Annotated in this window: 14 protein-coding genes and 1 pseudogene; 6 read left to right on the top strand and 9 right to left on the bottom strand. The window is 74.0% G+C overall.

Going from position 1 to position 14,463, the window contains the following annotated elements:
* Window positions 1-27: 27 nt before the first annotated feature.
* The 6 genes from ACFYOP_RS01300 to ACFYOP_RS01275 form a co-directional block, all read right to left on the bottom strand.
* Window positions 28-726, bottom strand: a complete 699-nt coding sequence (locus ACFYOP_RS01300) for a hypothetical protein (protein WP_356889656.1) — start codon at window positions 724-726, stop codon at window positions 28-30.
* The gene (locus tag ACFYOP_RS01295) at window positions 723-1,253 is read right to left on the bottom strand and encodes a SigE family RNA polymerase sigma factor (RefSeq protein WP_356889654.1); all 531 of its coding nucleotides are present in this window, start codon (window positions 1,251-1,253) and stop codon (window positions 723-725) included. Before ACFYOP_RS01295 ends, ACFYOP_RS01300 begins: the two co-directional genes overlap by 4 nt.
* A 111-nt stretch (window positions 1,254-1,364) precedes the next feature.
* Window positions 1,365-2,012, bottom strand: a complete 648-nt coding sequence (locus ACFYOP_RS01290) for a hypothetical protein (protein ID WP_356889652.1) — start codon at window positions 2,010-2,012, stop codon at window positions 1,365-1,367.
* Between the two features lie 128 nt (window positions 2,013-2,140).
* Window positions 2,141-2,938: a sugar phosphate isomerase/epimerase family protein gene (locus ACFYOP_RS01285; RefSeq protein WP_356890224.1), complete on the bottom strand. Its 798-nt coding sequence runs from the start codon at window positions 2,936-2,938 to the stop codon at window positions 2,141-2,143.
* Window positions 2,939-2,970: 32 nt separating this feature from the next.
* The gene (locus ACFYOP_RS01280) at window positions 2,971-4,125 is read right to left on the bottom strand and encodes a dihydrodipicolinate synthase family protein (protein ID WP_356889650.1); all 1,155 of its coding nucleotides are present in this window, start codon (window positions 4,123-4,125) and stop codon (window positions 2,971-2,973) included.
* The gene (locus ACFYOP_RS01275) at window positions 4,122-5,273 is read right to left on the bottom strand and encodes a Gfo/Idh/MocA family oxidoreductase (RefSeq protein WP_356889648.1); all 1,152 of its coding nucleotides are present in this window, start codon (window positions 5,271-5,273) and stop codon (window positions 4,122-4,124) included. Before ACFYOP_RS01275 ends, ACFYOP_RS01280 begins: the two co-directional genes overlap by 4 nt.
* 139 nt (window positions 5,274-5,412) lie before the next feature.
* On the opposite strand from ACFYOP_RS01275, the gene ACFYOP_RS01270 reads away from it, so the two are divergent.
* The 4 genes and pseudogenes from ACFYOP_RS01270 to ACFYOP_RS01255 all read left to right on the top strand — a co-directional run bounded on the left by ACFYOP_RS01270 (window position 5,413) and on the right by ACFYOP_RS01255 (window position 9,502).
* A complete protein-coding gene (locus ACFYOP_RS01270) occupies window positions 5,413-6,486 on the top strand; it encodes a LacI family DNA-binding transcriptional regulator (RefSeq protein WP_356889646.1) in 1,074 nt (357 codons plus the stop codon).
* A gap of 814 nt (window positions 6,487-7,300) precedes the next feature.
* Window positions 7,301-7,735 (top strand): hypothetical protein, encoded by a 435-nt coding sequence (locus ACFYOP_RS01265; RefSeq protein WP_356889644.1) that lies wholly within the window; start codon window positions 7,301-7,303, stop codon window positions 7,733-7,735.
* A gap of 415 nt (window positions 7,736-8,150) precedes the next feature.
* Window positions 8,151-8,729 (top strand): annotated as a pseudogene (locus ACFYOP_RS01260) (GNAT family N-acetyltransferase); the annotation flags it as partial.
* A complete protein-coding gene (locus ACFYOP_RS01255) occupies window positions 8,726-9,502 on the top strand; it encodes a sugar phosphate isomerase/epimerase family protein (protein WP_356889642.1) in 777 nt (258 codons plus the stop codon). The pseudogene ACFYOP_RS01260 and the gene ACFYOP_RS01255, both read left to right, overlap by 4 nt.
* Window positions 9,503-9,820: 318 nt before the next feature.
* On the opposite strand, the gene ACFYOP_RS01250 is transcribed toward ACFYOP_RS01255, so the two are convergent.
* Together ACFYOP_RS01250 and ACFYOP_RS01245 are read right to left on the bottom strand one after the other, a co-directional pair.
* The gene (locus tag ACFYOP_RS01250) at window positions 9,821-9,946 is read right to left on the bottom strand and encodes a hypothetical protein (protein ID WP_356889640.1); all 126 of its coding nucleotides are present in this window, start codon (window positions 9,944-9,946) and stop codon (window positions 9,821-9,823) included.
* A gap of 180 nt (window positions 9,947-10,126) precedes the next feature.
* Window positions 10,127-10,351: a hypothetical protein gene (locus tag ACFYOP_RS01245; protein WP_356889639.1), complete on the bottom strand. Its 225-nt coding sequence runs from the start codon at window positions 10,349-10,351 to the stop codon at window positions 10,127-10,129.
* Window positions 10,352-10,410: 59 nt separating this feature from the next.
* On the opposite strand from ACFYOP_RS01245, the gene ACFYOP_RS01240 reads away from it, so the two are divergent.
* A complete protein-coding gene (locus ACFYOP_RS01240) occupies window positions 10,411-11,322 on the top strand; it encodes a LysR family transcriptional regulator (protein ID WP_356889638.1) in 912 nt (303 codons plus the stop codon).
* A gap of 647 nt (window positions 11,323-11,969) precedes the next feature.
* Window positions 11,970-13,802 (top strand): glycoside hydrolase family 3 protein, encoded by a 1,833-nt coding sequence (locus ACFYOP_RS01235; protein WP_356889636.1) that lies wholly within the window; start codon window positions 11,970-11,972, stop codon window positions 13,800-13,802.
* A gap of 93 nt (window positions 13,803-13,895) precedes the next feature.
* Here the strand turns inward: ACFYOP_RS01235 and ACFYOP_RS01230 are convergent, their stop codons facing one another.
* Window positions 13,896-14,306, bottom strand: a complete 411-nt coding sequence (locus ACFYOP_RS01230; RefSeq protein ID WP_388450551.1) for a hypothetical protein — start codon at window positions 14,304-14,306, stop codon at window positions 13,896-13,898.
* Window positions 14,307-14,463: the final 157 nt, after the last annotated feature.

The following is a 14,463-nucleotide window of genomic DNA, read 5'->3' as shown; positions in this document are numbered from 1 at the left end:
GGATCGGGCGCCCCCGCCGGGCCGGCGTCACCGCCCGAAGCCGTCCATTCCCTCGAAGTGCTGTTCCACCAGCACGGAGCCGTCGCCCGCGTACGCCGTCACCGTCCAGCCCCCGAGCTCATGGTCCACGTCGCCGAAGGCGTAGTACGTACCCCAGTCCACGTCATCCGGCAGACGAAGGGCGGAAGTCGAAAGCCGCTCGCCCGATGCGAGGCGGACCTGGACCCTGGCGGGGACCGTGTCCGTACGAAAGGCGCCCCAAAAGAGGGGGCGTCCGTCTCCGCTGTTCAGTCCCGAACTGACGCTGTTCGGCCGGATGCTGTCGCCCGCGTACTGCCTCTTCTCCTCCACGGCCTGGCGGAGATCGCCCGTGTCCACTACGTAGTTCTGCCTGCCCTCCGGCAGCAGCGCCATGCTGTACCCGTCACCGAGCGGCACCGGTTCGTACGGCCGCACCGTGCGAACTGCCGGCGGTGGGGCGGGCTCCGGCGGCGGCGTCGGGGCCGCCGTGGCCGGGGGCGCCGCGTCCTGGGCCGGAGACCGGCCGCCGAGGGTGCCGAGGGTCAGCAGCGCGGCCACCGCCGTGGCCGTCCCTGCCAGCACGGCCGTGCGCCGGCGGCGCGCCGTACGCCCCCGGCGCACCACGTCCTCGACCGGCGGCGAACCGTGCGGCACCGTGTCCGCCTCGCGGCGCAGCGCGTCCCGCAGTCGCATGTCGTCGTTCACGGCCGCCGCTCCCCCATCGCACTGACCGGTACCAGCCCCGGCTGCTCCCGCAGCTTCTTCAGCGCCCGCGCCGTATGGCTGCGTACCGTACCCACGCCCGTACCCAGCAGCCGTGCCACCTCGCTCTCGCTGCGGTCCTCCAGATAGCGGAGCACGACCACCGCGCGCTGTTTCGCGGGCAGTCGGGCGAGCGCGGCGAGAACGGCACTGCGTTCGGCGCTCCGTTCGGCGACGGCGTCGGCGCGTTCCGGCCCCGGCGAATCCGGGAAGCGGGTGGTCAGCCACTCGCGCAGCCGCATCCGCCGCAGCCGGTCCACATTGGCGTTGATCATGATGCGCCACACATAGGAGTCGGGATCGTCGGCAGTCTGTATGCGCTCCCACTTCACATACGCCTTGGCGAGGGCGGCCTGCACCAGGTCCTCCGCGTCGTGGTGATGTCCGGTCAGGAGATGGGCGGTCCGCAGCATCCGCGGCCAGCGGCTGACCACGAACGCCCGGAACTCCGCCTCCGTGCTGCTCTTCAATCGAGTCCTCGGGTCCGCCGTCCCGTCAGGCCCACGCCACGCTGTCGTGCCGCTCCCTCGTCGCCGGCACGACAGCGTGACATGACCGCGCTCGGGCGGCTGTGTCGTCTGTCAGCGGCCGGCGAGGAAGGGCTTGAACGACAGCGTCGCGAGCACCGCGCCGTCGGCGCCGTACGCGGTGATCTCGGTGCTCTCCTGCGGGGCTCCGGCCCCGGCTGCGTCGAGGTGGTACGTGCCCCAGCCGGGCTCGCCCGGCAGCATGAGCACGCCGGCGTCCCGCTCCGGGCCGGCGTCGACGCGGACGGTGATGCGCGCCGGCGCCGTGTCGGTACGGAACGCGCCGGTGAACAGGGCGTCGTCACCGTCGGTGTGCAGCCCGCCGCTGAGGCTGTTGGGGCGGATGCTGTCCCCCACGTACTTCTTGGCCTGGGCGACCGACTCCGCGAAGCCGTCCCCCCAGGCCACCACATAGTTCTGCCTGCCCTGCGGCAGCAGCCCCATCCTGGCGCCCTGGCCTATCTCCACGGGTTCGTACGGCTGCACGACGCGCGGCCCGGACGCCGCGGCATCGGCGGCCTCGGCCGGTGCGGCATCGGTGTCCGCCTCCGACCCGGTAGTGGCGCTGTCGGTCGCGGCCTCGGGGGCCCCGGCCGCAGCCTCCGCCGGCTGGGCCGGGCCGCCGAGGGCGAGCGCCGTGCCGGCGCCACCCGCGAGAGCCGTCGCCATGACCCCTGCCATGACGAGCCTCTTGGTCTTCATGTGTCCTCCGCTGATCGGGGCTTGCCTTCACGTCTCAGACGACGGGCTGCCCGCGGATCTATGTCAGCGGCGGGGAACTTCTTCGCGGAGAACTTCTTTTCGGGTCACGAAGCGGCGGCCGCCGGTGCTCAGAACACCTCCGACACGAACCGCTCCGCCGTCTCCTCCAGCACCCCCACCCCATCCCGCGCCCACAGCCCGTCGTTGAACAGCTCCACCTCGATGAAGCCCGTCCAGCCCGTGGCCTGCACCCGCTCCCGCCACTCGCGCATGTCGATCGCGCCGTCGCCGAGCTGGCCGCGGCCGTTCAGGACGCCGGCGGGCAAGGGGGTGGTCCAGTCGGCCAGTTGGAAGGAGTGGATGCGGCCGGCGGCTCCCGCGCGGGCCACGGCCGCCGGGGCCCGGTCGTCCCACCAGATGTGGTAGGTGTCCACGACCACGCCCACCTGGTCGGCCGGGAAGCGCTCCGCCAGGCCGAGGGCCTGGTCCAGGGTGGAGACGACGCAGCGGTCGGACGCGAACATCGGGTGCAGGGGCTCGATGGCGAGACGGACCCCGCGTTCGGCCGCGTAGGGCGCGAGCGAGGCGAGGGCGTCCGCGATGCGTTCGCGGGCCGCGACCAGGTCGCGGCTGCCCGGCGGGAGGCCGCCCGAGACCATGACGAGCGTGTCCGTGCCCAGGGTCGCCGCCTCGTCGATCGCGGCCCGGTTGTCGTCCAGCGCGCGGGCCCGGCCGGCGGCGTCCTGCGCGGTGAGGAAGCCGCCCCGGCACAGGGACGTGACGGTCAGGCCGGCGTCCCGTACGAGCTTGGCCGCGGCGTCCAGCCCGTACGCGGCGACCGGTTCGCGCCACAGACCCACGGCCGGGACGCCGAGCCGGACGCACGCCTCGGCCAGTTCGGGCAGGGACAGCTGCTTGACCGTCATCTGGTTGATGCTGAAGCGGCTCAGGTCAGGGCTCACCGGGGGACTCCGTACACGTCGAGCAGGGACTTCATGCGCTCCTCGGCGAGCGCCGGGTCCGGGAACAGACCCAGGCCGTCGGCCAGTTCGTACGCCCGGGCCAGGTGGGGCAGCGAGCGCGCCGACTGGAGGCCGCCGACCATCGTGAAGTGGGACTGGTGGCCCGCCAGCCAGGCGAGGAACACCACGCCCGTCTTGTAGTAGCGGGTCGGCGCCTGGAACAGGTGGCGGGACAGTTCGACGGTCGGGTCGAGGAGCTTGCGGAAGCCTGCCGTGTCGCCCGTGTCCAGGCCGCGTACGGCCTCAGCCGCCAGCGGGCCCAGCGGGTCGAAGACACCCAGCAGGGCGTGGCTGAAGCCGCGTTCGTCGCCCGCGATCAGCTCGGGGTAGTTGAAGTCGTCGCCGGTGTAGCAGCGCACGCCCTGCGGCAGGCGGCGGCGCAGCTCCACCTCGCGTCGCGCGTCCAGCAGGGAGACCTTGATGCCGTCGACCTTGTCGGGGTGCGCCGCGATGACCTCGAGGAAGGTCTCCGTGGCGGTGTCCAGGTCGGACGACCCCCAGTAGCCCTCCAGTGCCGGGTCGAACATCGGGCCCAGCCAGTGCAGGACCACCGGTTCGGCCGCCTGCCGCAGCAGGTGCCCGTACACCGCGAGGTAGTCGTCCGCCGAGGCCGCCGCAGAGGCGAGGGCGCGGGAGGCCATCAGGATCGCCTGCGCGCCGGTGGACTCGACCAGGGCGAGCTGCTGCTCGTAGGCGTCACGCACCTGGTCGAGCGAGGCCGGCCCGGTGAGCTGGTCGGTGCCCGCGCCGCAGGCGATGGCGCCGCCGACGGCCTTCGCCTCCGCCGCCGAGCGACGGATCAGTTCGGCCGCGCCCGCCCAGTCCAGCCCCATGCCGCGTTGCGCCGTGTCCATGGCCTCGGCCACGCCGAGTCCGTGCGACCACAGGTGGCGGCGGAACGCGAGCGTGGCGTCCCAGTCGACGGCTGCGGCCGCGTCGGGGCTGGTGTCGGCGTACGGGTCGGCCACCACATGGGCGGCGGAGAAGACCGTACGGGAGGTGAGCGGGGCGCCGGGAGTGAGGCTCAGGGGCTCGGCGCGCGGCTCGTACGAGAACAAGGACCCGTCGGCGCGCGGCAGTCCGATCGTCACAGCGTCAGCTCCGGTACGTCGAGGCGCCGGCCCTCGGCGGAGCTGCGCAGGCCGAGCTCGGCGAGCTGCACGCCGCGCGCGCCCGCCAGCAGGTCCCAGTGGTACGGCTCGTCGGTGGCGACGTGGCGCAGGAACAGCTCCCACTGGGCCTTGAAACCGCCTGGGAACTCGGCGTTGTCCGGGATCTCCTGCCACTGGTCGCGGAAGGACTCGGTGACGGGCAGGTCCGGGTTCCACACCGGCTTCGGCGTGGCGGAGCGGTGCTGGACACGGCAGTTGCGCAGCCCGGCGACGGCCGAGCCGTGCGTGCCGTCGACCTGGAACTCGACGAGCTCGTCGCGGTTGACCCGTACGGTCCAGGAGGAGTTGATCTGGGCGACGGCGCCGCCCTCCAGCTGGAAGATGCCGTACGCGGCGTCGTCCGCGGTCGCCGCGTACGGCTTGCCCTGCTCGTCCCAGCGCTGGGGAACGTGCGTGGCGATGTGCGCGTTGACAGAGGTGACGCGGCCGAACAGCTCGTGCAGCACGTACTCCCAGTGCGGGAACATGTCGACGGTGATGCCGCCGCCGTCCTCAGCGCGGTAGTTCCAGCTCGGCCGCTGGGCCTCCTGCCAGTCGCCCTCGAAGACCCAGTAGCCGAACTCGCCGCGCACGGAAAGGATCTCCCCGAAGAAGCCGCCGTCGATGAGGCGCTTCAGCTTCAGCAGGCCGGGCAGAAAGATCTTGTCCTGGACGACGCCGTGCTTGATGCCCCCGCTCCGGGCGAGGCGGGCCAGCTCGAGCGCGCCGGCGAGGTCGGTGGCGGTCGGCTTCTCGGTGTAGATGTGCTTTCCGGCCGCGATGGCCTTCTTCAGCGCCTCGACGCGGGCCGAGGTGACCTGCGCGTCGAAGTAGATGTCGATGCTCTCGTCGGCGAGGACGGCGTCGAGATCGGTGGAGACCTCCGTCAGCCCGTGCCGCTCGGCGATCTCGCGCAGCGCGTGCTCGCGCCGTCCGACGAGCACCGGCTCCGGCCAGAGCACGTCGCCGCCGCCGAGGTCGAGACCGCCCTGTTCACGGATCGCGAGTACGGAGCGCACCAGGTGCTGGCGGTAGCCCATCCGACCGGTGACGCCGTTCATGGCGATCCGCACTGTCCTGCGTGTCACGAAGTGCCTCCATCTTTCATCTCGGTTCTCCCGAGTTCCCTCGATACGAGCGTAGCAAGCGCTTTCTACGCGATATGAAGCTAGCCTGCCGACAGCGGCCCGGACAAGGGGGTCGCCCCATCTCCTGCGGAGGAAAGCGATGACAGTCACCCTGGCGGATGTGGCGGCCCGCGCCCGGGTGTCCCCGGCGACGGTCTCGCGCGTGCTGAACGGCAACTATCCGGTCGCCGCGTCCACGCGTGAACGGGTGCTGCGCGCGGTGGACGAGCTCGACTACGTCCTCAACGGCCCGGCCAGCTCGCTCGCCGCCGCGACGTCCGATCTCGTCGGCATCCTCGTCAACGACATCGCCGACCCCTTCTTCGGAATCATGGCCGGCGCGGCGCAGACCGAGATCGGCGGGCAGGAGGGCACGGGCCGGGGAGGTGGCGAGAAACTCGCCGTCGTCTGCAACACGGGCGGTTCACCCGAGCGTGAACTCACCTATCTCACCCTGCTCCAGCGGCAGCGCGCCGCGGCCGTCATCCTCACCGGCGGCGCGCTGGAGGACCCCGGCCACCTTCAGGCCATGACCGTGAAACTCGGCAGGCTCGCCGACGCGGGGACGCGGATCGTGCTGTGCGGTCGCCCGCCGCTGCCCGGCAGCGACGCGGTCGTCGCCTCGCTCGCCTTCGACAACCGGGGCGGCGGACGGCGGCTCACCGAGCATCTGATCTCGCTCGGCCACCGGCGCATCGGTTACGTCGCCGGCCCCGCGGAACGCACCACGACCCGCCACCGGCTGGAGGGCCACCGGGCCGCGATGGCCGCGGCCGGGCTCGGCGGGGACGCCGCCGAGCAGGAACGGCTGACCGTGCACGGGCCGTACGACCGCCGGTCCGGCTACGACGCCACCCTCGAACTGCTGCGCAGGGATCCGGACCTGACGGCGATCGTCGCCGCGAACGACACCGTCGCGCTGGGCGCGTGCGCCGCGCTGCGCGACCAGGGCCTGCGGATACCCCAGGACATCTCCGTCGCCGGTTTCGACGACCTCCCCTTCTCGGCGGACGCGGTCCCGTCGCTGACGACGGTCCGCCTCCCTCTTTTCGAGGCGGGCGCGCGGGCCGGGCGCCTGGCCATGGACAACGAGACGCCCCCGCCGGGGGGCATCGCCACGATCGCGGCGGAACTGATGGCCCGGGACTCGACGGCGGCGCCGCGCGAGCGGTGACGGGGCCGCGGGGCCGGGCGGGCTGTGACGCGCCGGGGACCGGCCCGGCACGGGGCGGGCGCCGGGCCGGGCCACGGGGCCACGGGGCCTCGGCGCCTGTGGGAAGGCGGTGACCGGGCGACGTTACGGGCACGGGCAACGGGGTCGAGCGCGTGGCCCTCGGTCCCGTCCGGGCGGGGCCCGGGGCACCGGCGGGGTGGGCGCGGCGCCCCGCGCGGTAGCGGGCGGGCGCACCGGCAGCCATCCGCGCGGTGACCGGGCGTCGGGGCGCCTTGCGGGAAGCAGCCGAAGTCCCGCTGCGCAGGCACGGCACCTGCGCCTGCGCCTGCGACGGGACCGGGCGGGCTCGCCCGGACCTCGCCCCGGCGACGACGGCCACGGTTCGGGGCACCGACGGGACCGGGAGCCACGCCGGGGTCGCCCTGGGAACAGCCGGGTATGCCGGTTCGGTCGGGCACGACGCCTGCCACTGCCACGCTCACCCGCCGACGTGGCGGACTACCGCGCCGACTCCGGAGTCGGGTCACGCCGCGCGCCCTGCGCGTAGGCCGGTGCGTCCCACCGGGCGGGGCCCGCGGGGCGACGGCCCCGCCGACGACAGCCACGGGCCCGGTCCGGTACGACGCCCGGACGGTATCGGGCGGTGCGCACCTGGCGTGGCGCCCGGTGACGGACACGCCCCCGCCCACCACCGCGCCGGCGCGGCGCCGGCGCGTCACCCCATCGGCCCGTACCCGGTCGCCGCCCCTGGGGCCCGAACGCACGCTGGAGCCCTTGCTCCGCGAGGACGGAGCCGGAAGGACGGAGAACGGACATGGCCAACGCAACCCGAGGCTCCCATCACACCGCGGACACGGGAGGCGCCGGGCGCGCCTGGGCGTCCGGCGGCACGGTGTTCGCCGGCGTCCTGCTGCTGATGGAAGGCATCCTCGGCATCGTGGCCGGGATCGCCGCCATCGCGGAGGACGACGTGTACACGCGGGTCGGCGACTACGTATTCGAGTTCAACCTCACCACGTGGGGCTGGATCCATCTGATCCTCGGTGTCCTGCTGGCCGTCACCGGCTGGGGCATCCTTCAGGGCGCCGCCTGGGCGCGGGGGCTCGGCGTGGGACTGGCCGCGCTGGCCGTCGTCTTCCAGTTCATGTGGCTGCCGTACCAGCCGGTGTGGGCGGTCGTGTCCATCGCGATCGGCGTGTTCGTCATCTGGGCGCTGTGCACCGACCGCGGCCCCACGGGCGCGCGCTGACCCGGCGCCGTCGGTCGACGGGGCGCGAGCCGGGCGCGGCCAGGGCCAAAGCCAAGGGCCCCGGGCCGTGCCGCCCGTCGTCCCCCGTCGCGTGAGGGAGCCATGACGCGCGAAGCACCGCCACCCGGCCCGTCCGCCGCCGTGTCGCACGGGCGGCTCTGGCCGCGGCAGGCCCGCGCTCTCGTCCCGCTCGTGCTGCCGGCGCTGCTCGGGACTCGTACTCCTCGGCGTCAGCCGACTCGCGGAACGGGTCCAGCACTGGCTCTGGCAGGAGCTGCCCCACGACCTCGGCGTCTCCCCCACCTCGGCGCTCTGACGCTGTCGGTCCTCACCGCGGCCGGGCCGGCCGCGGGCCTGATCGTCTGGAGGTTCCCCGGCGGCACCGGTCCCGACCCCGCCACCCGCGGCCCGTGGTGACGCCGCGCCGCCGGAGCCGGTGCTGCGCGGGCCCGGCCCGGGTGACCTGGGGTGGAGGGTCCAGCGGCACGGCGCGCTGTACGCCGCGGAGTACGGGTGGGACGCCGGCTTCGAGGGCCTGGTCGCCCGCATCGCCGCGGATTTCGCACAGGACCACGATCCGCTCCTGGAGCGGGTGCGGATAGCCGAACTGGACAGCCGGCCGGTCGGCTCGGTGATGTGCGTACGGGACGAGGCCCCGGCCACGGCCCGGCTGCGGCTGCGGCTGCGGCTGCGGCTGCGGCTGCGGCTGCGGCTGCGGCTGCGGCTGCGGCTGCGGCTGCGGCTGCGGCTGGTCGAACCCGAGGCGCGCGGACACGGGCTCGGCGACCGGCTGGTGCGCACGGCGGTGGATTTCGCGCGCGAGGCCGGGTACCGGGACATGGTGTTGTGGACCAATGACGTACTGACCGCGGCCCGCCGGATCTACGAGCGGGCCGGTTTCACCCTCGTCGCCGAGGAGCCGCCTCGCTCGTACGGAGCGGATCTGATCGGTCAGGATTGGCGGCTGGAGCTACAGGAAGGAACGGATCGATGAAATTCGCCTTCTCGACCCTGGGCGTGCCGGGCAGGCCGCTGAGGGAGGTGGCCCGTCTCGCCGCCGACAGCGGATACCAGGGCGTCGAGCTGCGGGCCCACCCGGAGGAGCCGGTGCATCCGGGCATCGGCACGACGGAACGGGCGGAGGCGATCCGGGAGTTCGAGCGCGCTGGCGTCGAGATCCTGACCGTCGCCGGGTATGCGCGGGTCGCGGCGGCCGGCGACGACGGCCCCGTGATCAAGGAGATGGAGGGCCTCTGCCGACTGGCCAAGGACCTCGGCGCCTCCTTCGTCCGCGTCTTCCCCGGCGGCGGCGACCTGGACCAGGCGGAGGCCGACGCGATCGCGGCCCGCCGGCTCGGCGCCGCCGCCGAGACCGCGGCCGGTCTCGGCGTACGGATCCTGCTGGAGACGCACGACTCGCACCGCAGGGGCGCCGACGTCAGCCGGGTCCTCGGCCTGGTCGGCCACAAGCACGCGGGCGCGCTGTGGGACGTGATGCACACCTGGCTCGGCGGTGAGGAACCAGAGGTGAGCCACGCGGCCCTGAGCCCGTTCCTCGGCTGCATACAGGTCAAGGACGTGGCCTCGCGGGACGACCTGACACCGCTCCCGCTGGGCCGGGGGGTGCTGCCGCTGGCCGAGTGCCTGGCCCTCGCGGACCCGGACGGCTGGGTCTGCTGGGAGTACGAGAAGCGCTGGTACCCCGCGGCGCAGGAGCTGCCGGGCCTGCTGACGGCGGGCCGGGAGCATCTGCTCGCGGTGACCTGAGGGCGGGGCGCCAGGGCGGTGCGTCGGCCGCCGAACCGCCCGGCGCGCGGCGGCCGCACCCGTCCCCGGTACGAGCGCGAGCCGGCGGCCCTTCGGGTCGCCCAGTACGGCCAGCTGGGCGCTGACACGGGCCTCGTCCGCCAAGGACATCGGGCGGTTGCCGTTGCCCTTTCGGGATGCCCTGGGATCGGCCCGCACGCGGTACGGCCGCTGCGCTTCCGCGGGACGGGCCCTCGCCCACACGGCGCCGCGCCTGCCGCCGCGGCCGGCCGGCCGGTACGGCGAGGTCATCGCCGCAGCGAGCGGCCCCGGGAGGGATCAGACCCGGCCGGCGGTCGGCGGCTCCTGCCGTACGGGGCCGCCGTTACGGCGGCGGTCCGCCAGGGGCGCGAGGGCGACCCCGCCCACCAGCAGCGCCGCCGCGCACCACCGCAACGGGCTCACTGGCTCATCAAGGATCAAGAACCCGCCGACATGCCGAAGGCCGTATGAGGAGGGCGAACAGGGCCACCGAGGACGCCGGGTGGCGCCGGAAGCAGCCACCCCCTGGGGACGTGGAGGACGACACCGGCCGCCCGTCCGGTCGAGCCGGGACCGGGACGGTGCTGACCCACACCATGAAGTTCAGGGGTCCGGCGGGGATGCCTTGCGGGGCGGGACGGTGGAGACCGCCTCGGCGACGAGTCCGGGACGCCCTCGACAGCGGCGCCGATCCGATACGGCCATGCCCGCGAACCTCGCCCGCCCCGGCTGTTCGCCGAGTGCGGCGAACGCGGACAGCGCCCAGCCGGCGGCGACCCGGGCGGCGGGGCAATACGACATCGTGTAGCACCGGGCGTATTCGTTCATGGTTGGATGAAGCGACGCTAATGGAATGCTGGTGAAGACGCGTCGAAAGGAGAGCGGCCATGCTCGACCTCGGCCGGCTGCGCGCTCTGCACGCCGTCTCCGTCCACGGCACGGTCGGCGCGGCGGCCGCCGCGCTCGGCTACACGCCCTCCGCGGTCTCGCAGCAGATCGCCAAGCTCGAGCGCGAGACGCGCACCACGCTCCTCGAACGCGAGGGCCGCGGCGTCCGGCTGACCGACGAGGCAACGCAATTGGCGGCCACCGCCCAGCAGTTGCTGTCCCTGGTCGAAGAGGCGGAGGTGCGTCTCGAGGAGCGGCGCGGCGAGCCGGCCGGGCGGCTGTCCATCGCCTGTTTCGCCAGCGCCTCCCGCGGGCTGATGCCGCGCGTGCTCGCGGATCTCGCCCGCCGCCACCCCGAGCTGGACGCCCGGCTCCACGAGGTCGACCCGCACCTGTCCGTCGATCTCGTCGCCCGCGGCGCGATCGACCTGGCGGTCGCGCACGACTGGGACATCGCCCCGCTGCCGGCCCCGCCCGGCGTGGAGCAAGCCGTCATCGGCGACGACATGTGCGACGTACTGGTCCCGGCGGACCACGCCCTCGCCGCGGCCGACTCCGTGCGGCGCGAAGACCTGACGGACGAGCGGTGGATCACCCAGCCGCCCGGCACGGTCTGCCACGAGTGGCTGCTGCGGACCCTGCGCGCGGCCGGCTGTGAACCACTGATCGCGCATCAGGCGGAGGAGAACCACACCCAGGTGGCTCTCGTGGCCGCCGGGCTCGGCGTGGCGCTGGTCCCCCGGCTGGGGCGCGGGCAGCTACCGCCGCAGGTCGTGGCCGTACGACTGGCCCCCGTGCCGACCCGCCGGCTGCACGCACTGTGGCGTACGGGGGCGGCGAGGCGGCCCGCGATCACCGAGACGGTACGGACGCTGCAGAAGCTCTGGCCGGAGGTCGCCACCGCCACGTGAGCGCGCCCCGCGCGAGCCTGCCGTGCCCGCCCGCGCCCCACAGGTCGGCCGCTCCGCGCAGCCACGGCCCATACGCCCGCCACAGCCCGCCGGTGACGGCCCCTCAGCGCGGACCGTACGCCCGCCACTGACAGCGTCCGGGCGCAGCGCCCGAGCGCTGCCCCGAACCCCACGCTTCCAACTCCCCAGCAGGCTGACGGCCGTGGGAGGCGCCCCGGCGAGGCTGGATGGGCCCGGCTCGGGCTGGTCGCCGCGCAGCGGCATTGCCGGCCCCGCCGGCGTTTGAGGCCCAGCGCGCGAAGCGCGGTACCGGGCCTGGGCGAAGCCCTGCCCGGTACCCGGAGGGCGGTACGGGTCCGGGCCCTGCCCGCCGCGCTTGCGGAGCCGCACATCCGGTACAGCGGGAAGGGGCGCGGGCACGGCCTCGGCCTCCGGCGCGGGCTTTGGCACGGCCGCCGGGCACGGGTTCCGCCCCCGGGCAACGGTTCCGGGGACCCGCTCCGCCCCGCCGGTCCGGTGATGTTTGTGCGCGGGGCCTTGACCTGGCAGTTAGTTTCCGGATATCCGTGACACCTTGGAAGTTTCCTTCAACTCCCTTGTGCAACGCCCCTGTCGAGCATGTCCAGCAAGGCCCGGAAGGAGCACCAGTGCACGACCGGAACCTCTCCAGACGCACCCTTCTCACCGCGACGGCTGTCGCCGCAGGCGCGATCGCCACGGCAGCGCCCAGTTCGGTGGCGGCCGCGGCGGCCGCCACCGCGTCCCACGGCACACGGCACCGGCTCGAGCGGATCATCTCGGGGATGAGCCTCGAGGAGAAGGTCGGCCAGCTCTTCGTGATGAGGGTCTACGGCCACTCCGCCACCGACCCCGACCAGGCCGACGTCGACCTCAACCTCGCAGAGATGGGGGTGCGCAACGCCGCCGAACTCGTCGCCGAGTACCACGTCGGCGGCATCATCTACTTCGCCTGGGCCCACAACACCCGCGATCCGCACCAGATCGCCGGGCTCTCCAACGGCATCCAGCGTGCCGGGCTCGCCCAGCCCACCCCGTTGCCGCTGCTGATCTCCACCGATCAGGAGCACGGCATCGTCGCCCGGGTCGGCAGGCCGGCGACCCTGATGCCGGGCGCGATGGCGCTCGGGGCCGGCGGGTCGGCCTCGTCCGCCCGCAAGGCCGCGCAGATCGCGGGCGCCGAGCTGGCGGCGATGGGCATCGTCCAGAACTACGCGCCCGTCGCCGACGTGAATGTCAACCCGGCCAACCCGGTCATCGGCGTACGCTCCTTCGGCGCGGACCCGGCCGCGGTGGCCCGGATGGTCGCCGCGCAGGTCAAGGGCTACCAGAGCGCGGGCATCGCGGCGACGTCCAAGCACTTCCCCGGGCACGGCGACACCACGGTCGACAGCCACACCGGCATCCCGGTCATCTCGCACACCCGCCAGGAGTGGGAGGAGATCGACGCGCCGCCGTTCAGGGCGGCGATCGCGGCCGGGATCGACTCGATCATGACGGCGCACATCCAGTTCCCCGCCCTCGACCCCAGCAACGACCCGGCGACGCTGTCCCGCCCCATTCTCACCGGCATCCTGCGCGAGGAGCTGGGCTACGACGGCGTGGTGGTCACGGACGCCCTCAACATGCAGGGCGTGCGGGAGAAGTACGGGGACCACCGGGTGCCGGTGCTCGCGCTGCTCGCGGGCGTGGACCAGCTGCTCAACCCGCCGGACCTGGCGGTCGCCTGGAACGGCGTGATGGACGCGGTCAGGAGCGGTGAGGTCAGCGAGGCCAGGCTCGACGAATCGATCCTGCGCATCCTGCTGCTCAAGGAGAAACTGGGCCTGTTCCGCGACCCGTTCGTCTCCGGGCGGGAGGTGGACCGCACCGTCGGCGCACCCGCGCACCTGGCCGCCGCCGACCGGATCGCCGAGCGCACGACCACGCTGCTGGCCAACCCGGACGGGCTGCTGCCGCTGAGCCGCCGCAGCCACGGCGACGTCCTGGTCGTCGGCCCCGATCTCGCGTCGCCCAGCGGGACGACCGGGCCGCCGACGGCCGTACTGGCGGACGCCATGGGCGAGTTGGGCTTCCGGGCGACCGCCCTGCCGACCGGGACCGCGCCGAGCAGCACGAAGATCGCGGAGGCGGTGGCCGCCGCAGAGGGCAAGGACGTGGTCGTCGTCGGCACGTACAACGTCTCGGCGACCAGTTCGCAGCGCACGCTGGTGGCCCGGCTGGTCGCGACGGGCGTGCCGGTCGTGGCGCTGGCCCTCCGCAATCCGTACGACATCGCACGGCTCGACGGGGCAGCGGCGGCGCTCGCGGCCTACGCGTGGACGGATGTCGAACTGCGCGCGGCGGCGCGGGTGATCGCGGGCAGCGCGGAGCCGGAGGGACGCCTGCCGGTGCCGGTGCAGCGGGCGGACGACCCGTCGCAGGTGCTGTTCCCGGTGGGCCACGGGCTGTCCTACCGCTGACGAAGGCCGACGGGACCGTGCCCCGCCACTCGTGACGAGCGGCGGGGCACTGTCAGGGGAGCACGGCCGGCAGAGCGCACGGACAGTGGCACGTCAGCACAGGATCCACCCGGTGGAGCGGGAGACCCCTGAGACCGAACCGGTGGCTCGGACACAGCGGTTGAGGGAGTGCACGGTGACCGGTCCGGCCTGCCGGGTGAATCTGCCGCTGTCGTTGGCGGCGCGGCCGCCGCGGGGCTGGAGGGACACCGCCATGGAGCGCCTGACGCCGGGCCGCTTGGCGAGGGTGACGGCGCAGGCGTAGTCACCGCGCTCGTAGACGCGCAGCTCACCGGTCGAGAAGGAGACCGTCTTCGCCAGCCGGCCCGGGCAGGGCGACGCCGCCTCTGCCTGCGGGACGGCGGGGGCGGCCACGGTCAGCGCCGCGACCGCCGCGACCAGCGCCAGCCCGCGCGCCGCGCGCCCCGGCCACCCTGTGCTCCTGCTCCATGCCCCACCGAACACACTCGCCCCCAACTGCCACTGCTCCGTACATGCGTACGACGCGAAGGAGCCGTGATTGGTTGCGCCCCCACCCGCGGCCGTGCGCCCCGCGCCCCGGCCACCGACCCGCGGACCGCGACCGCCGATCCGCCGCGCCCCCACCGCTCCGGGCCCCCGC

Origin of the sequence: Streptomyces sp. NPDC006294 (assembly GCF_042870895.1) — a bacterium.
Lineage (GTDB): Bacteria > Actinomycetota > Actinomycetes > Streptomycetales > Streptomycetaceae > Streptomyces.
The sequence above is the reverse complement of the archived record's forward strand: the minus strand, read 5'-3'. Positions and strand labels throughout refer to the sequence as shown.